The sequence below is a fragment of the Gracilibacillus alcaliphilus genome (genome assembly GCF_016909015.1).
Lineage (GTDB): Bacteria > Bacillota > Bacilli > Bacillales > Amphibacillaceae > Gracilibacillus > Gracilibacillus alcaliphilus.
This window is the reverse complement of record NZ_JAFBFA010000056.1, coordinates 1-17,035: the sequence shown is the minus strand read 5'-3', so window position 1 is coordinate 17,035 and position 17,035 is coordinate 1. Positions and strand designations below refer to the sequence as shown.

The window sequence follows — 17,035 nt, the reverse complement described above, 5'->3', positions numbered from 1 at the left end:
GTCACACCTTTAGATGGTGGGTACGTATTTTTCCCATGACCGATGTCTAACCCGATTTTAGCCATATTAAAACCTCCTAATTATTTTATAAAAAAAGTAGCTTGCCCGACTGGACTAGCTACCTATAGTTAAAAAGAGCAGCCGCAGCTACTCTTTGTCTGAGAATTCTTCTTTGATTTCGTGTCCGATAGATTGGTTACTATTGTCAATATTTTTCAATCTATCCTTTAGCCCAGGTGGTGCCGGAACACCTACGTCAGCTAGATTTTCCATGATACTTATCCCCTCATTTACTATATAAAAAAGAACCGTAGCATACGCCACCGCTCCATTTAAATCCAGTATTTGATCAATAACGTTAGCCAACATAATAACCACCAAAACAAGCATAGCCGTACCTGTTCACCATCTCGATCTATGTTTCGAGAGCTAGTTTCTCTAAATTCAACAAGACCTCTTTAGGCGTTTCCCTCTCAATAATAAAGCCTAGTTCACGCTTGCAATCCAAGCCGATACGGTTGTACTCATAAATAACACTATTTTTAAGAATATCAAGTGCGCTTTTTTTATACTTTTGGATGTTTTCCTTAATTTTTTCACTAGAGCCTTCCGGATAACTGGCTGCTCGTATAGGTCGATAAACATCCGTATCACCTCTAGATGTAGCCCTTACCTCGCCATTTGCAGCAGGGTTAAGGTGTAGATGAATTGAATTCGTATGAGTTGATAACCTGAATATCGTTCCGTAATAAATATGAGCCCTGACATTTCTATATGTTGACTCGAAGTCCAAGCTCATCACTCTCAATTCGCCATTCATTCCCATGTACATATGAGTGCCTGACATTTCCGAATTGAAACGAATACCTCTAGTGTAAATATCTTTAACTTGAATATCAGAATAGGAACTAGATGAACCTTTGTTCATCACTCGCACTCTATTGTTTGAGCGAAGATATAAAATAGATCCATCATTAACCTCTAAGGTATTGCCAAAATATCCGTTTGCTCTGACATTTCGGTATACAGAATGGCAAGCAAATTACTTCGCTTATCACTTTGCAGTACCAACATTTATGCTGGAAAAGTTAAATATACAAACTGCTCAAGACATTGTAAATCACTTTGATGTGGATTATGATTTTGCATTAAGACGATTAGAAATGTATCGAAATAATCATCTATATTACAAGTCAGAGCAGATAGCTGAAAAAGGTAATGATGGATATTGTTAATACAATATAAACTACTTATAAGGAGTGCAACAATATGAAAAATGGAGAAGTTGGCCTCATTTTAGAGGAAATGTTAGCACTTGCGGAGAAAACAAAACAACGAAAAGTATTTTTAGAATTGAATAAAATACTGGAACTATTAATTGCTCATTATTTTAGAGGGAAAAATTACGAAAATGATGGCATGGAATGGTCACGAGAAGATTCTAAGATTATGGCTTACCAATTATTACAGACACTATTTAATGAGATGATTTTAGAAAGAGATAAGAAAAAATATTAAATTTTGTAATTTATTGCTTGAAAAAGAACGTACATTCTAAACTAAAGAGAAATTAGCTATTTTCGAATCAAAAGTATTAACCGGCCAATATGTGAAGCCTGAGAAGTTGAAAGTGAAAGAATTGTATAAGGAATGGCAGGAAAACACTAGCATAGGCGACAGAACACAAAAAGAATACGAGAATATTTGGGAAGCCCGTATCCTGCCTTTATACGGGCATATGAATGCAAAAGATTTAAAGCCGATTCACATCTCTAATTTTGTTAAATCATTGCAAAAAGATGGCGCTCGTTTGGATGGCAAAAAAGGAAAATTATCCACTTCGACAATAAATAACTGCTATAAAGCCTTTAACAGCGTATTAAAGTTTGGTGTAGATATGACTTGGCTGGCCTCTAACCCGGCTGATAACATTAATCCCCCTACTGTTCAACATGCAGAAACCGACATTTATACGCCAAAAGAAATATCAATTTTGATTAAAGGATTAGAAAAGCTTGTTACGTTAGAAAAGAGAACATTAGTAGCAATCGCTCTCTCCACTTCTGCTCGACAAGGGGAAATTGTTGCATTGGAAGAAAAACATTGCGATTTTGAACGTGACGGCATTCACGTCAAACAAGCATTAATAATAAAAAAAGATGTTGGGGTGGTCTTGAAAGAAACCAAAAATAAAAGCGATTCATTTCATTACCAAAAGTTGTAATGGATATGATTAAAAAAATAATTCACATAAAAAAACAAGAATTATTTAAAGCTGGTGACAAAAGAGAATGGAAAGACCATACCTTTTTATTTTCAAATGAATTTGGTAAGCCGCTTCGCCCTGACTCAATTAGTCAATGGTGGATTAGATTTAAGGAAAGTGATAAATTTAAAACATTAGGATTAGAGAGTATTCGATTTCACGATTTAAGGCACTCCTCGTTGACGTTCTTAAGCAGTCGAGGGTTAAGACTCAAGAAAGTACAAGATCGTGCAGGACACGCTAAAATGGGCACGACATTCGATATTTATGGGCATTCCCTTCCTGAAGAAGATTTCGAGGCTGCAGGATATGTTGAAGAGATGTTTCAACCGAACTGACATTCTAAAAATAGCCTATTTTTTAAATCCAACCCCAATTCAACCCCAAACGATTATTTTTAATACCATTTGGAAAAGTAAACCAGAAAAGCAAAAACGCTCAATTCCTTTATTATCAAGGTGTTGAGCGTTTTATAATTAGCGTCCCAGGAGAGATTCGAACTCCCGACCCACAGCTTAGAAGGCTGTTGCTCTATCCAGCTGAGCTACTGGGACATGGAGCGGGTGAAGGGAATTGAACCCTCGACATCAGCTTGGAAGGCTGAGGTTTTACCACTAAACTACACCCGCTTAATTATGTAATTATTTTATGTACTTGTTAACGGACAAGTACCATTATATAAAGTACCAATGGGAATGTCAATAAAATAATATCAATTATTTTAAATTATAAAATTATTGACTCCCAACATGACTTCACAATCTATTTTCTCAATAAAATGGTATAATGATAATCAAAGGCGTATTCCTACATCATCCTTCTTTAAATGTGTTTATAAAAAAGGGGTCGGGGTATATCTAGTCTATTAATAGTAATTTATTTTGTACATAAACAATATCATACAAATAAGAGGTGTAGTGAATGAAAGATTCAAACGACAAATTAATAAATTTTCTAGGAGGGAAAAACTTATTTTTTGTGCTTGGTGCATTAATTTTGATTGGTATTACGGTTATTGTATATAACCAAATTTCCTTTATTTTTGTACCAATTCAAATTATTTTTGCAACTTTGTTTCCTCCCGTTATTCTAGCATTTGTTGCCTATTATCTGTTAAATCCTGTGGTTAATTTGTTGGAAAAGTGGCGTATCAAAAGAGTTTGGGGGATTATCTTAATTATTCTTGCCTTTTCTGGAGTTGTTGCAGGCATATTGATTGTTACCATTCCAATTATTGAGCAGCAGATTATAGAATTGGTGTCTAACTTCCCAGGATATGTGAGTACCATCAACGATAGCATCCATCAGTTAATGAATAATTCCATATTTGAGAATTATTACAACGAAGCACGCGACTGGATTGATGAAAATTTAGGGGACCTTCCCGCTACGATTATGTCACAACTTGGTAATACTGTGGAGGGCATAGCAAGCTTTGCCACTACCCTGACTAATATTATCGTTTCGTTGGTGACCTTTCCCTTTGTTCTGTTCTTCTTACTGAAAGATGGACAAAGATTTAAGAACTATTTTCTGACACTGTTTCCTAAACGATACAGAAATGATGTGACTGATATACTTCATCGAATGGATACACAGGTTGGTTCGTATATTCAAGGGCAAATCTTTGTGGCATTTTGTATTGGTGTCTTGTTATACATCGGTTATCTTATTATCGGATTGGAATATGCAATTATCTTGGCTGCTGTTGCCGCAGTGACCAGTGTGGTTCCTTACCTTGGCCCTATTATTGCTATCACACCAGCAATCATCATTTCCATTGTTACATCTCCTTGGATGCTGCTTAAGCTTGGGGTTGTTTGGGCCGTTGTCCAGCTGCTGGAAGGTCACCTTATCTCTCCAAATGTAATGGGTAAAACGATGAAAGTGCATCCGCTCACCATTATGTTTGTCTTATTAGTTGCAGGTAAACTATTCGGTATCTTCGGCGTTATCCTAGGTATACCTGGTTATGCTGTTGGTAAGGTAATTGTCACCTTTGCTTATCGCAAATTTAAAGGTCGTTATAATAAATTTTACGGTGAAGGATATGAAGATATCCAAAAATAAATAACCATGAAGAAAAGCAACACACTAGTCTGTGCTGCTTTTCTTCCTCATCCAAAAATAACCAGAAATTGTGACGATTGTCATTATGATAAAAACAAACAGTAGCAGAAGTGTCCATATATTACGATAGTTCTGATAACCGCCAAGGGCAAAGCCTAAAAAAAAGATACATATAAAGATACTCCGTTTTGTGAACATAGACTATCATGGCAAGAAAAAACTTCTTACCTCCTCCTTTCTGCCTTCCTACTTTGCTAAGGACGTATCTATACGCAACAACCTGACCAAAGCAAGTTTACACACGTTTATTTAATCTAATAATGCTAGGGCAAAGGTAATAACAAAGAACAGGTTTACACAATAATAGCAAAGTGTACATGTTTGTTTATGTATGTCTAAGTTGAGCTATCTTAAAAAACCCCGTATATCTAGATACGGGATTAGGTTGCTAAAAGACATAAGAATTATACATTTGCATATGGACACTATTTTTACGATTTTAGCGAGGTTTGATAGGCTAAACCAGGAATTTCTTGACCACTCATCGTATAAAAGCGGACATCGACCTCTTGCAAATCCTCTGTTGCGCTAAGCAAGGCATAAGAACCGGGATGGGCACTGCGTGGCTGTCTTATGCTTCCCGGATTGATAAATAACTGATCATCCATCTTTTCTGCCCCAGCTACATGGGAATGGCCAAAACAAATAACATTGGCACCAACTTCTTCTCCACGATAGGCTACAGACATTAAGGATAACTTAATATTATATAGGTGACCATGAGTAACGAAAAAATGTAACGGTCCTACACTAAAATCGATATCTTCTAGTAATTTGGCATCAAAATCCATATTCCCTTGTACAGCTTGAAAACCAGATAGTTCTTCGCTATCATGCGTTAACTCAGAATCACCACAATGAATCATCGCATCTACTTCATGTTGATGACGGTCCTTGATTTTGATTACTTCTTCTGTCCAGCCATGACTATCACTCAAAATTAAAACTTTTGGCATACACATCACTCCTTTACAACTGGTTTACCCAGTTTTTCAGCTGATCTAACGCTTTTCTGCGATGACTAATCTCATTCTTTTGTTCAGGAGTCATCTCTGCCATAGTCAAGGAGCTGTCAACAGGATAGAATATCGGATCATAGCCAAATCCATTGGTACCTGTCGGCTGGTCTGCAATAGTTCCCTCACATTCTCCACGTTTAAAGATCGTTGCTTGTCCCGGCTGGGCTACCGCTAAGACACAAACAAAGCGAGCCGTACGCTCAGATGGAGGAACGGTCTTCATCTTATCTAACACCTTTTCTATATTTGCCTGGTCATCTTTATCTGTCCCCGCATAACGGGCGGAGTAGACCCCTGGCTCTCCATTCAGTGCATCGATTTCAATTCCTGAGTCATCTGCAATTACTGGTATCTGCAACCTCTCACAGATTACTTCTGCCTTCAAAGCAGCATTCTCTTCAAAGGTAGCACCTGTTTCTTCAACATCTTCAATAGGTTCTGATAAATCTAATAAGGAAGAAACCTTGATACCATGCGGTTCAAATAATCGTTTAAAATCCTGCATTTTCCCTTGATTTTTAGTTGCTATAATTAATTGCTTCATTCGATTACTCCTTTCCTTATAGAGGTTATTCAAAAAATCCAATAAAAATGACGTACCGGAATTTCTGCGACGGCAGTTGAGGAGCTTCTATTAAGCTCACCCACATCGTGTGGGTAACACAGAAGTCAACACTTCCTGTGCAAGTCCGCTACTCACATATTAAAGGCATACGCTTCACTTCACAAAACTGTGCCGCCTTGGACTGTCGACGCACACAATGTGCCAGTATCGGTGTTGCAACACGCTGTTGCGAACTTAACCGATGAGGCTCCTTTTTACCAGACTTTTTACACGCACTTATATTTGTGGCATTTTATCTTGATAAGGCTGCACAGCATCTTGCTGAATCAAAAAAATTTCTCTCATGCCTTTTTCTGCAAGGGCAAGCATCTTGGCAAGCTGAGCACTGGTAAAAGTTGCTTCTTCGCCAGTTCCTTGCAGCTCGACAAACTCTCCCTTCCCTGTCATTACTACATTCATATCGACATGTGCCTGTGCATCCTCTATGTATTCCAAGTCTAAAATCTCAGTTCCATCAGGGAGAACACCTACAGAAATAGCTGCTAGATAATCCGTAATAGGCAAACTGCTGATCTTCTTTGCATCGAGTAAACGGCCTAAGGCATGTACCACAGCAACAAATGCCCCTGTTATGGAAGCTGTTCTGGTACCGCCATCTGCTTGGATTACATCACAATCTACCCAAATGGTTCGTTCACCAATTTTATCAAGATCAACCACTGCACGTAATGCACGGCCAATTAATCGCTGAATCTCCATCGTTCTGCCAGAAACTTTGCCTTTGGATGATTCACGAATATTCCTTGTTTCTGTTGCCCTTGGCAGCATGGCATACTCTGCTGTAATCCATCCCTTGCCTGTCCCACGCATAAATGGAGGCACACGATCTTCTACACTTGCATTGCAAATGACTTTTGTATCCCCTACCGTAATTAGGACGGAACCTTCTGCATGTTTCGTATAATTAGTTTCCATTTGAATATTTCTTAATTGATCAACTTCTCTTCCTGTTTCGCGCATGGCTTTTCCTCCTTACATACTTGTATTATCTTAACATATTTTCGGATAATGGTGGGCTTTTCATACTTAATTAATCAAAGAAAAAAGAAAGTATTCCAGGAAAAAGTACAGATGGTTGTTAGATCCATCTTTCTAAGGGGAACCGACTGGCTTGCATACGGATAGAGATAGTGTTTATTGAACGAAAAGCGCAAAGCGTCCTTTTAAAAACGTAGAGATTGGAGCGTCACAACGGAGATAAAGGAAAACGGCGACGGAAGGAGTCGATGTTGACTTATCGTAGGGCGGCGTGACGTGCAATCTCTAAAGTTTGGCGTTTGGAGCTGAACATGGCTATTCTTGAATAAGAATGAACGCATGAAAAATTTTATACTTTCTGATCTTATCAGAAAAAAATCAGGAGCCAGTCCATTTTTGGATCTGCCTCCGATTCTTTTTGCAAATGATTATACATTCTTGTGACAAGGTTCAAGCTAAGCCCACTCTATCAATAACTTTCGGCTGCTCAAGGAAAACCGATAAGGAGAGTTTGTTTTCGGAATTCATCCCTTTATATCTCGTTAAATGCTTTCTACAGGCGTTACCATCTCTCTTGTCACTGGATCTGTATATGGTTGTCCCTCTTCATTAATCACTTCTTCATGATTCTCTACCGATACATCCACTGCTTGAATATCTTCCAGTTCAGTCAATGTCAGAACGATGGATTGTAACACTTCATCAGCAATCGTGCCGTCTGCACTGTTTGATAATATATCTTCATTAAATGTCAGGGACAGTACCCCGTCAGCTAATGTCGGTTCATCTGTAAGCTGTGAACCATGATTAATATAATGCTGTAGTGGCAAATCAAAGGCTGGACCTTCCATCAAGGCTTGTACTATAGATTGTTCTGGTTGTTCTTTATCATAACGGATATGTTGTGTTACTGGTACAAAGTAAACCATTTCATCTCCTTGCATTGGAAAGTAAAGCGTAGCAGCTTCACTTTCCATGAAGTCGACCCCATTTGCCTGATGAACATTAATGCCATTCTCCCTTGAATACCCTTGGCTGATTGGTGTACCATTTACCGGCATATTCTGTTGTTCTTCTCCATTAATCCATAGTTTGACTCGTTCTACATTACTGAACTCTGTCAACGTGTGTGTAATAGATTCAATGATCTTCGATTCATCCTCTGCCTGATAGTCAGCAAATTCTTCTGAAACATTTACTACCATAGTTCCATTCTCATCCAAGTTTAGATCAATTATTTCTGTGCCAGCTGGTAGAACTGCCTGAAATCCGCTAGGCAGCATAGATGTGACTGGACCGTCCTGCACCAAATATTCCAACACTTGCTTTGCTACTTCCTTGGAAGCTGGTGCTGGTAATTCAAGTTCTTGAGGCACTACCAGCCCATTTTGATCTATTAAATAGAGGACATGAGTTAATGTACCATCCGTCTCTGCCTCTCCCGTTTCCTCTGTTTGATCTGCCTCTTCCTCGCTTGCTTCTTGTCCACCCTCTTCATCTGGTTGTGTACTGCCTTCCTCGGTTTCTTCGATATCATCGATATTATCGGTAAGTTCCGCTTCTTCAGGAGGTGCATCCATCTGCTCCAGTGTCTGCTCACCTTTAAACATATTACATCCGGTAAGCACTAATATACTAAGTAATACAAGCCCCCCATACTTCATCCAATCGACCCTCATTATCCATACCTCCTCGGTGGTTTGTACTACTATGTATACGAGCTCTTTAACAAAATAGACCAAGTAAAAGAGCTATTTTATGAAATAGAACAAAATCCGTGATTATACGGCGGATTGCAGCAACTGCAGAGTAATGTCTTAATATGTCTCCGCAAAAAAGCAGAGGCTCCGATCGCCTCTGCTCTACTATTCACGGTATATAATGATATAGATTAACGCTGGGATAGGCTCTTTACCGTATCCAATTCCACTTGATCAATGGCCTCTATATCCTTGTTAAGCCAATTGGAAGCAATAGCTTTAAATACCTGAACATCGCCAGTAGTATAGAAATAATGCTGGGATTCTTCCCTGCCTTGATAGAGTTTCTTATGATAGCCAAGGATTGTACTTACCTCTCTCGCTGTTTCTTCTCCAGATGAGATCACCATTACCAATGGTCCCATTACTTCCTGAATCAAATCTCTGATCATTGGATAATGGGTACAACCCAAGATCAAGGTATCCATATTCTTATAACGCTTTAAAGGCTGTAATGTTTCGTTGACTATTTGGTAAGCTTCTGTTCCTTGCACAATGCCTTGTTCTACAATCGGAGCAAGTCGTGGGCAAGCCAAATCATGCACTTTAATATCGGCATTGATATGCTGCAATGTATCCACATATGCCTTACTGTTTATTGTTCCTTCTGTACCAATCACGCCAACCTCACCAGTGCGGCTATTCGTGATGGCAGCCCGCGCTCCCGGCTGGATAACACCCACTACCGGAATCGGCAGTTCCTCCCGTAATTGTTCTAAGGTGAATGCCGTTGCTGTATTACAAGCTACGACCAACATTTTTATATCTCTTTCCATTAAAAAATGTACCATTTCCCATGTATATTGGATAACTTCTTCTTTGGGACGTGGTCCATAGGGGCAGCGTTTGGTATCCCCTACATAGATAATTGATTCCTTTGGTAATTGACGAACTAACTCACTGGCCACAGTCAATCCGCCTACACCAGAGTCAATCACGCCAATTGGTTGTTTCATGCTCATCTTATCGCCTCTTTATAGTTTTACATTTTTCGTTTGCTATCTCATTTCGTTATGAAGTAGATGAAGTAGCCGGGATAACTGTTCCATATCCTCTTCTTTAACATTCGAAAGAACTTCACCTAAATACTTCTGTCTTTTTTCAATTACTTCATTTATAATTTCTCTTCCTTTATCTAACAAATGGATACGAACTACTCGGCGATCTTTTGTATCTTTCACACGCTCGACAATATCATTTTTCTCCATTCGATCTACTAAATCTGTGGTCGTACTAAAGGCCAAATTGATCTTTTTTGATAACTCGCCTAAGGTTAAGTCGCCATGCTCTAGAAGATACTGTAAAGCTACAAATTGCGGTGTTGTTACAGGATAATTATGTAAAATTTCCCGTCCCTTTTGTTTAATAATACCGGCAATATATCGTAACTCCTTTTCAATATCAGCAATCCGTTCTGTTTCTTTTGTCAACTTCCAGCGCTCCCTCATACAAAGACTATTTATACTATAACATTTTTTGTTACAGAAGGCTAAAAAGTTTATTTATCCACCCCCCTCTGAATGGCGGAAGCGATTGCAAACGATCCACAAGAATAAATATTGAAAAATGGTTTACACTTTAAATGCGTGTTCAAAATTGTAATATATGGAGCTGACGATATGCCTTTTACGAAAACAAACCCTTCTTTATATTATGAAAAAACAGGGCATGGTGTCCCTATCTTATTTATTCCTCCACCAGCAATGGGTCATTTAACTTTTCGTTATCAGCAAGAGTTAGCGGAGTTCTTTACGGTAATTACGTTTGATCATCGCGGGGACGGAGAGAGTGAATCGGGTGGGGACAACTTGACACTTACTGATTGTTTGGAAGATATAAACCGTATCTTCGCAGCAACTCAGATCAAGCAAGCGGTTATTGCAGGATATTCGAATGGTAGTCTTTTTGCCCAACAATTTGCCCTTCAATATCCGGAGCAAGTACTTGGCCTTATTTTAATCGATGGGTTCTACCATCCCAGCAATTGGCTGCTGAAAGTCGAGTATTTAGTTGGTATTGCAATCGCCAAATACCATGGTATCCCCATCTTAGCAAAAGGGCTGGCGTTGAGCCATTTCCCTAACCGCCAAGAGGCAAAGGCATTAGAGCTGGCCGTAAAGAAAACAGATACAGACTTATTAAAACAACAATACCAGCTGGGGTATAAATCTGATTTAACGAAACAATTATCACGGGTAAAGGTACCACTTTTGCTGATTTACGGTGATCAAGACTTCTATATCCATCAGGGTCAATATGGGTTCCGTCGTTATGTGAAGGATGTGGATGTTGCCTATGTACATCACTCTGCACATCAAGTACCTACAAGACATTATATGGAATGCAATGCCATCATTTATGATTGGATGAAACGGAAGGTAAGGAAGAGATTCTAACTGGCAACTGCCTTATCCTTCCGTTGTGTTTCATGAAGTGAATATCAAACAGTCTGTTGAGTTTCGCGAAGGAAAGCTAATGTTTCCACTTTACTGCATATACTCCAAAACATGTTTCGCTTTTGAAATAACATAACTGCTGCCACCCCGTTCTTTGACATCCTCTACCATCATAACCAATAGCAGCTTAGGTTTGTCTGGATGAAAACCGACAAACCAGCCATTCTCATTTCCATTATCATCTTCTTTACTTCCTTTTATTTCTGCAGTTCCCGATTTCCCGCCTATATTTATACCTGGGATATAGGTACGGTGTGCTGTTCCATTGGGATCTTCAACGACTTGAATCAAATTATCCCGAATTAGATTCGCTGTGCCTTTATCAATAAGTGCTTCCTTCCAAATCTCAGGCTCTTCCCCTGCTATTAGAGAAGGGTATAACAAATCTCCTTCATTGAGGTAAGGGGTATACGATAGTGCAAGGTGCAACGGACTCATCATCACTTCACCCTGTCCGTATGCTGTATCAGCCAGTTGTACCTCACTGCCTATCTCTCCATTATTGGTCAGACTGGAAGGGGGGATAGAGAATGGGAAAGGAATTTCTTCCCCAAATCCAAATGCTGCTGCCTCTTTTAGAAAAACGTCCTTGCCCATCTCCAATGCTTCTTGTGCAAAATAGATATTATCAGAATATACAAAGGCAGCCCGCAGATTGATGTCCGTCTTGTCGTGTACACGTGTTACATAATAATCTCCCCACGAATCGTCCTTTGCCCAATAAAGACCATCAATCTGTCTGATTTTATCTGAATTCGTCACTCCTGTCTCCAATCCGATAGACGCTGTAATTGTCTTAAATACGGAACCAGGCGCATAACGGCTTGTAAAACGATTTAAAAATGGTTCATTAGTGTCCTCGTTCCATTCTTTCCACTGTTCATCGGATAATCCTCTTACAAAGGCATTCGGATCATAGGCAGGTGAACTGACCAAGGATAATACCTTCCCCGTATCCGGATCTAAAGCAATAGATGTTCCGGCGTCCCCTTCCAATTGTTTATATATTTGCTGCTGTAAATCGATATCAATGGTTAATTGAATATCTTCCCCGTCTACTGGTTCTGTTTTTGCTATGGTTTCCTTAAAATCCCCATCTCTATCAGTTATATAAATATGGCTGCCATTATGACCTCTTAATTTCTTTTCAAAAAGCTTTTCCAAACCGGCATTTCCTACCATATCTCCGGTTTGGTACCCTTCTAACTCCTCCAATTGTTCAGCGGTCACTTCACGTACATAACCAGTTAAATGAGCAGCAGCAGCACCTAATGGATAAGTCCGGACCGTGATCGACTGTGAACTTACTCCTGGGATGTCTAAATATGAATCTATCTCATCATTCTCAATAGGAAGTGTCTGGATCGGCACAAATACTTCAGGCGTTACCCAGGAAGCCGCTAAAGCACTGTTTATTTCCTCCACAGAAATCCCCAGTCCTTCTGCCAACTTTTCTTTTGATGTTTCTGTGTCTTCTTCCATCTCGCCAGGTATGAGACCTATTACTGTTGCCTCATCATTGATTGCCAGCCCTTGATCATTTTTATCTTTTAATTCTCCTCTTTCCGCTTTTAATGTTTGAACCCCTACTTTTTCACCTTCACTTAGTTGCGGAAAAATCTGTGAAGAATTCCATTTGATCAGCCATACATTTGCATCACCTTGTTCTAAGGTCACTTGATGACTATATTCAACAGGACCAGCAATGGTATCCATCTCCACTTTATAGGGAAAAGTAACCACGTCTTCTTTCAACTTTTCCTGCTCAAGCTGACCTGCTGTTGAAATTATCTTTACATTTGCAGCTTCTATTCCATTATAGATATTTTGATAGCGTTCGATAAACGCTTCCTCTGTTATGTTACCTTTCACTTCCTCAGAAAGCTGTTCATACATGGCCTGAAAGTTCCCATCTTTCCAATTGGAAAGATAGGCGTCAAATACTTCAGTTGGATCTTCTTCCTTCGTGCATCCGGCTGTTAAAATAAGCAGGAACACTATAACAATAATCGTTCTCACGGATTTCATTTCTCCACCTTCTTCTTATTCAGCCATGTCTAGCTGTTCTATCACAACTTTGGTGGTTTTTTCGATCAGTTGATCATTATAATCTGCGTCCTGTTCGGCTTGACTAGAAAGAATAGCGATAACAATCGGTTCTCTGTTATCATCAGGCCATACAACAGCAATATCATTTCTGGTACCATAGCCCCCTGAACCAGTTTTGTCCCCGGCTTGCCAACCGTCAGGAAGGCCAGCTCTAATCAATGCGTCCCCTGTTGTATTTCCTTTCAGCCAATCTATCAAAAGTGTTCGTTTATCGTCTGGAAGTAAGTCGCTTAAGACATATGTTTGAAGATTTTTAGCAAGTGCTTCCGGTGTACTTGTATCACGAGTGTCTCCTGGCGTTGCTTCGTTTAAATCTGGCTCAATACGATCTACTTCGGTTGTCTCATCACCTATTTCTCTTAGTATTTTTTCAAAACCAGCAGGTCCTCCCAATTCTTCAAATAAAAGATTTCCCGCTGTATTATCACTATATTGAATAGCAGCTTCACTAATTTCTTTAAGTGTCATTCCACTTTCTACATATTTTTCCGTGATAGGAGAATACGGTACTAAGTCCGCTTCACTATACGTAATTACTTTCTCTAATTCTTCCAATGGTCTCGTCTGTAAAATCGCTCCTGCTGCCAACGCCTTAAAGGTAGAAGCATACGCAAACCTTTCATCTGCACGATATTCTACTATTTGATCTGATCCGGTATCTATTGCATATACCCCTAGCCTGGTATCGAATTCCTGCTCCAATTCTTCAAAGGCTTCACCATCATCCTTACTGGTTGTCTCAGATGATTTTGAATCTGTATTATTACTTTCTGCAGTATGGGAACATCCAGCCAACCCTATTATTGCAACCAATAACAATAGAGATAGCCCTTTTTTAATAACATCCATTCTAAAAATCATCATTTTACGTTTCCTCCTCAAAAGTTTTAGACTACACTCGTAATACAATACTACACATGTAGTCCATATATGTCAATTACCTTTTTTTACCCTTGTTGATTTTTAGGCTGCCTGTTGATAACTCAGCTTTAGCATGCTAGAATCAATTGTATTACAAATGTAATTCATATAAAGTCTTGTAAAAAAACTGCCATCAACAGGGGTTGTTACTCTTTCCCCTGCTGATGGGGTGCATGACTTATCGGAGTGTTAGCGTCCATTATCCCCTATTTAGAGACATCTTTAAATTCAAAAAAACTTGAAATGGGAGTCTTACGGACAATTGCACTGGAATAAAATTAACTGAAACTAAAGAATGGAGACGAACATTATGTTTGTTACAAATCTTGTAATAGGTTTTATTGTTTCTTCTATTACAGCGGGATTTATTATGATTGTAAAAAGAATATTCCAACGACAGCTATCTGCCAAATGGCAGTACAACTTGTGGTTCTTACTTCTGATCGCTTTAACCATTCCGCTTATCCCAAGCCACTTTATGCCAATCATTAATATATTTAGTCCATTTGCCAGCGGCTCATCTGCAGATATGAGTTTTGAAACAGGAAAGAACGGTTCAGGTGAAATAACAAACACGAATTGGATGCAGGACTTTTCTGTAACGGTTCATCAAACTAACACAGAGCTATTAAATATAGTTATCGCAAGCGTGTGGATTGCTGGCGTTATACTTTTTACCGCTTTTTCTATTCATGCATGGTTCCAATTAAGAGAAATTAAACAATCTATCTCTAAAGTAGAAACGGAAGAGATCATTACTCTTTTTGAAAAATGTAAGCAACAGCTGAAAATCTCAAAAAATATCACACTGGGAGTTTCGCAGCGGGTTCGCTCTCCGTTAACATTCGGATTGATTAAAACCTATGTTGTACTGCCGCAGAACTTTGAAGAATGGTTATCTAAGGATGATATAAAACATATCTTCTTACATGAACTAAATCACTATAAATACAAAGATATACCAACCAGTTATGTCATGGCCTTCTACCAAATTATTTATTGGTTTAATCCCTTGGTTTGGATTGCGTTCAAAGCAATGCGGCTGGATCGTGAAATTGCATGCGATATAGCCGTCTTGAAATCTTTAGATGCTCACAGTTATAGAAAATACGGACACACGATTATCCATTTTATTGAGCAAAAAGCAACCTATCGTTACAATCGGCTGGCTAATCAATTAAATGGATCAAAGAAGCAAATCAAAAGACGAGTGCAGGAAATTGCCTCTTTTCAAACAGAGTCCAAACTGTTGAAGATGAAAAGCATCGGGATCTTTCTGCTGGTTGGACTATTTGTAGCCAGTCAAATCCCATTCGTATCTGCCCTGGCAAGCGGCAATGATCGGTATAATTATTTCCATCATGAACAAACCGTTTACGAAGATCTAAGTACGTATTTTGATAATTATCAAAGCAGTTTTGTACTATATGATGTGCAAGCAGATACCTACCATATTCATAACAAGGATCATAGTACAACGAGAATTTCACCTGATTCTACCTATAAGATATATATCGGCCTGTTTGGATTAGAAGAAGGTGTGATAACAAGTGAACAAAATACAATCGAATGGGATGGTACCAAACAGCCTTTTGATAAATGGAATGAGAACCAAAACCTAGCAACAGCTTTTGCTCATTCTGTCAATTGGTATTTCCAAGAAATAGATAAAGAAACTGGGCAAAAGGCGATTCAATCCTATATCCAGCAAATCCATTATGGAAATCAAGACATGTCCGGGGGTTTAGACCAATATTGGCTGGAATCTAGTTTGAAGATTTCTCCAGTGGAACAAGTAGAATTGTTACAGTCTTTCTATAACAACACCTTTAATTTCCAGGGAAATAATATCCAAACGATCAAAAACGCACTTCAGATTGAGGAAAAGGATGGTGCTGTTCTCTATGGTAAAACCGGAACAGGAAATGTTAATGGCAAAGGTATAAACGGCTGGTTCATTGGTTTTGTCGAGACAGAAACAAATACGTATTTCTTCGCAACCAATATCCAAGATAAAGAGAATGCCTCGGGAAGTACGGCAGCCGAAATAACCCTATCTATTTTGCGGGATAAACAAATATATAATTAAAGAAAGGAGAAAAAGATATATGTCTCAAAAAGTACCAAGTATCTCGGAAGCAGAATGGGAAGTGATGAATGTACTGTGGCAGAATTCGCCACAAGCCGCAAGCGAAGTCATTGCCTCCTTACAGGAGAAAACAGATTGGAAAGCGAAAACAGTACGGACCTTGTTAGATCGATTAGTTCATAAAAAGGTCGTTGGAGTTAATAAAGATCAGCGTGTATATACCTTTTATCCACTTTATTCTCAAGAGGACTGTCAGCGTGCGGAAACCGAATCCTTCGTAAAGCGCATATATGGCGGGACAGTAAAATCCATGCTGGTTCAATTTATAGAAGAGGACTCATTATCTGACAAGGATATCGAGGAATTAAGATCGATTTTAGACGAAAAACCAAATAAAAGGGAAAAATAACGATGCTTATGGATGATTCCATCACCCACTTTTTGATAACTCCCTCATGTTGCAGCCAATTTTTATGCTTTCTTATACTATGAAAAAGAAAAACGGCTTTACTGACTCACATTGTGACTTCATGCTGCAACATATGAGTTGTGGCATAGAAGTTAGAAAAAGCGAGAGTAGATGGATGATGTGATATGCTCCCTTTATAGTAGACAGAGAAATAATAAAAATTCTCACCTATTATGAAGGGAGTATTTTGTATGTCTAAAAGAATGACCAAAC

General features: G+C 38.9%; 18 protein-coding genes and 2 tRNA genes. 8 read left to right on the top strand and 12 right to left on the bottom strand.

From position 1 onward, the window contains the following. Positions 1-147 precede the first annotated feature (147 nt). Positions 148-390, bottom strand: a complete 243-nt coding sequence (locus JOD18_RS23275; RefSeq protein ID WP_204671784.1) for a phage holin family protein — start codon at positions 388-390, stop codon at positions 148-150. A gap of 25 nt (positions 391-415) precedes the next feature. Continuing rightward, on the bottom strand, positions 416-928 hold the full coding sequence (locus JOD18_RS23270; protein WP_204671783.1) for a tail fiber domain-containing protein: 513 nt from the start codon (positions 926-928) through the stop codon (positions 416-418). Between JOD18_RS23270 and JOD18_RS23265 the strand changes: the two genes are divergently transcribed. The 4 genes from JOD18_RS23265 (at position 921) to JOD18_RS23250 (ending at position 2,604) form a co-directional block, all read left to right on the top strand. Continuing rightward, entirely contained in the window at positions 921-1,235 is a 315-nt protein-coding gene (locus JOD18_RS23265; protein WP_204671782.1) for an ImmA/IrrE family metallo-endopeptidase, read from the top strand. The two genes, JOD18_RS23270 and JOD18_RS23265, sit on opposite strands and share 8 nt — an antisense overlap. A gap of 34 nt (positions 1,236-1,269) precedes the next feature. Further along, positions 1,270-1,518 (top strand): hypothetical protein, encoded by a 249-nt coding sequence (locus JOD18_RS23260; RefSeq protein WP_204671780.1) that lies wholly within the window; start codon positions 1,270-1,272, stop codon positions 1,516-1,518. Positions 1,519-1,630: 112 nt separating this feature from the next. Then, positions 1,631-2,224, top strand: a complete 594-nt coding sequence (locus tag JOD18_RS23255; protein WP_204671778.1) for a tyrosine-type recombinase/integrase — start codon at positions 1,631-1,633, stop codon at positions 2,222-2,224. A gap of 5 nt (positions 2,225-2,229) precedes the next feature. Continuing rightward, positions 2,230-2,604: a tyrosine-type recombinase/integrase gene (locus tag JOD18_RS23250; protein WP_204671776.1), complete on the top strand. Its 375-nt coding sequence runs from the start codon at positions 2,230-2,232 to the stop codon at positions 2,602-2,604. 142 nt (positions 2,605-2,746) lie between these two features. Here JOD18_RS23250 and JOD18_RS23245 read toward each other — a convergent pair. Both JOD18_RS23245 and JOD18_RS23240 read right to left on the bottom strand, forming a co-directional pair. Further along, positions 2,747-2,820, bottom strand: a tRNA-Arg gene (locus JOD18_RS23245). 1 nt (position 2,821) lies between these two features. Next, positions 2,822-2,895, bottom strand: a tRNA-Gly gene (locus JOD18_RS23240). Positions 2,896-3,187: 292 nt separating this feature from the next. Between JOD18_RS23240 and JOD18_RS23235 the strand changes: the two genes are divergently transcribed. Then, positions 3,188-4,336, top strand: coding sequence for an AI-2E family transporter (locus tag JOD18_RS23235; RefSeq protein ID WP_204671774.1), 1,149 nt, complete (start codon positions 3,188-3,190; stop codon positions 4,334-4,336). A gap of 491 nt (positions 4,337-4,827) precedes the next feature. On the opposite strand, the gene JOD18_RS23230 is transcribed toward JOD18_RS23235, so the two are convergent. The 6 genes from JOD18_RS23230 to JOD18_RS23205 all read right to left on the bottom strand — a co-directional run bounded on the left by JOD18_RS23230 (position 4,828) and on the right by JOD18_RS23205 (position 10,226). Further along, positions 4,828-5,352, bottom strand: coding sequence for a metallophosphoesterase family protein (locus JOD18_RS23230; RefSeq protein ID WP_204671772.1), 525 nt, complete (start codon positions 5,350-5,352; stop codon positions 4,828-4,830). A gap of 13 nt (positions 5,353-5,365) precedes the next feature. Next, entirely contained in the window at positions 5,366-5,959 is a 594-nt protein-coding gene (locus tag JOD18_RS23225; protein WP_204671771.1) for an XTP/dITP diphosphatase, read from the bottom strand. A gap of 297 nt (positions 5,960-6,256) precedes the next feature. Next, positions 6,257-7,000 carry a ribonuclease PH gene (rph, locus tag JOD18_RS23220; RefSeq protein ID WP_204671770.1) on the bottom strand — a complete coding sequence of 248 codons (744 nt, stop codon included), beginning with the start codon at positions 6,998-7,000 and terminating at the stop codon, positions 6,257-6,259. 560 nt (positions 7,001-7,560) lie between these two features. After that, positions 7,561-8,697: a GerMN domain-containing protein gene (locus JOD18_RS23215; RefSeq protein ID WP_204671769.1), complete on the bottom strand. Its 1,137-nt coding sequence runs from the start codon at positions 8,695-8,697 to the stop codon at positions 7,561-7,563. Between the two features lie 212 nt (positions 8,698-8,909). Beyond that, positions 8,910-9,734, bottom strand: a complete 825-nt coding sequence (racE, locus tag JOD18_RS23210) for a glutamate racemase (RefSeq protein ID WP_275583092.1) — start codon at positions 9,732-9,734, stop codon at positions 8,910-8,912. Between the two features lie 42 nt (positions 9,735-9,776). After that, on the bottom strand, positions 9,777-10,226 hold the full coding sequence (locus JOD18_RS23205; RefSeq protein ID WP_204671767.1) for a MarR family winged helix-turn-helix transcriptional regulator: 450 nt from the start codon (positions 10,224-10,226) through the stop codon (positions 9,777-9,779). 171 nt (positions 10,227-10,397) lie between these two features. Here JOD18_RS23205 and JOD18_RS23200 point away from each other — a divergent pair, with 171 nt between their 5' ends. Beyond that, positions 10,398-11,174: an alpha/beta fold hydrolase gene (locus tag JOD18_RS23200; protein WP_204671766.1), complete on the top strand. Its 777-nt coding sequence runs from the start codon at positions 10,398-10,400 to the stop codon at positions 11,172-11,174. Between the two features lie 90 nt (positions 11,175-11,264). Here the strand turns inward: JOD18_RS23200 and JOD18_RS23195 are convergent, their stop codons facing one another. Further along, positions 11,265-13,262 carry a penicillin-binding transpeptidase domain-containing protein gene (locus tag JOD18_RS23195; protein ID WP_204671765.1) on the bottom strand — a complete coding sequence of 666 codons (1,998 nt, stop codon included), beginning with the start codon at positions 13,260-13,262 and terminating at the stop codon, positions 11,265-11,267. 15 nt (positions 13,263-13,277) lie between these two features. Beyond that, positions 13,278-14,207, bottom strand: coding sequence for a class A beta-lactamase (gene bla / locus JOD18_RS23190; protein ID WP_239588323.1), 930 nt, complete (start codon positions 14,205-14,207; stop codon positions 13,278-13,280). Between the two features lie 367 nt (positions 14,208-14,574). Here bla and JOD18_RS23185 point away from each other — a divergent pair, with 367 nt between their 5' ends. Further along, positions 14,575-16,353 carry a BlaR1 family beta-lactam sensor/signal transducer gene (locus JOD18_RS23185; protein WP_204671764.1) on the top strand — a complete coding sequence of 593 codons (1,779 nt, stop codon included), beginning with the start codon at positions 14,575-14,577 and terminating at the stop codon, positions 16,351-16,353. A 19-nt stretch (positions 16,354-16,372) separates the two neighbouring features. Further along, positions 16,373-16,762: a penicillinase repressor BlaI gene (gene blaI, locus JOD18_RS23180; protein WP_204671763.1), complete on the top strand. Its 390-nt coding sequence runs from the start codon at positions 16,373-16,375 to the stop codon at positions 16,760-16,762. The last annotated feature ends 273 nt before the right edge of the window (positions 16,763-17,035 follow it).

Bases quoted from the DNA above. Each gene is read 5' to 3' on its own strand.
- JOD18_RS23275 (WP_204671784.1), bottom strand. From the start codon at position 390: ATGCTTGTTTTGGTGGTTATTATGTTGGCTAACGTTATTGATCAAATA.
- JOD18_RS23270 (WP_204671783.1), bottom strand. From the start codon at position 928: ATGAACAAAGGTTCATCTAGTTCCTATTCTGATATTCAAGTTAAAGAT.
- JOD18_RS23260 (WP_204671780.1), top strand. From the start codon at position 1,270: ATGAAAAATGGAGAAGTTGGCCTCATTTTAGAGGAAATGTTAGCACTT.
- JOD18_RS23250 (WP_204671776.1), top strand. From the start codon at position 2,230: ATGATTAAAAAAATAATTCACATAAAAAAACAAGAATTATTTAAAGCT.
- JOD18_RS23235 (WP_204671774.1), top strand. From the start codon at position 3,188: ATGAAAGATTCAAACGACAAATTAATAAATTTTCTAGGAGGGAAAAAC.
- JOD18_RS23230 (WP_204671772.1), bottom strand. From the start codon at position 5,352: ATGCCAAAAGTTTTAATTTTGAGTGATAGTCATGGCTGGACAGAAGAA.
- JOD18_RS23225 (WP_204671771.1), bottom strand. From the start codon at position 5,959: ATGAAGCAATTAATTATAGCAACTAAAAATCAAGGGAAAATGCAGGAT.
- rph (WP_204671770.1), bottom strand. From the start codon at position 7,000: ATGCGCGAAACAGGAAGAGAAGTTGATCAATTAAGAAATATTCAAATG.
- JOD18_RS23215 (WP_204671769.1), bottom strand. From the start codon at position 8,697: ATGAGGGTCGATTGGATGAAGTATGGGGGGCTTGTATTACTTAGTATA.
- racE (WP_275583092.1), bottom strand. From the start codon at position 9,734: ATGAAACAACCAATTGGCGTGATTGACTCTGGTGTAGGCGGATTGACT.
- JOD18_RS23205 (WP_204671767.1), bottom strand. From the start codon at position 10,226: ATGAGGGAGCGCTGGAAGTTGACAAAAGAAACAGAACGGATTGCTGAT.
- JOD18_RS23200 (WP_204671766.1), top strand. From the start codon at position 10,398: ATGCCTTTTACGAAAACAAACCCTTCTTTATATTATGAAAAAACAGGG.
- JOD18_RS23195 (WP_204671765.1), bottom strand. From the start codon at position 13,262: ATGAAATCCGTGAGAACGATTATTGTTATAGTGTTCCTGCTTATTTTA.
- bla (WP_239588323.1), bottom strand. From the start codon at position 14,207: ATGATGATTTTTAGAATGGATGTTATTAAAAAAGGGCTATCTCTATTG.
- JOD18_RS23185 (WP_204671764.1), top strand. From the start codon at position 14,575: ATGTTTGTTACAAATCTTGTAATAGGTTTTATTGTTTCTTCTATTACA.
- blaI (WP_204671763.1), top strand. From the start codon at position 16,373: ATGTCTCAAAAAGTACCAAGTATCTCGGAAGCAGAATGGGAAGTGATG.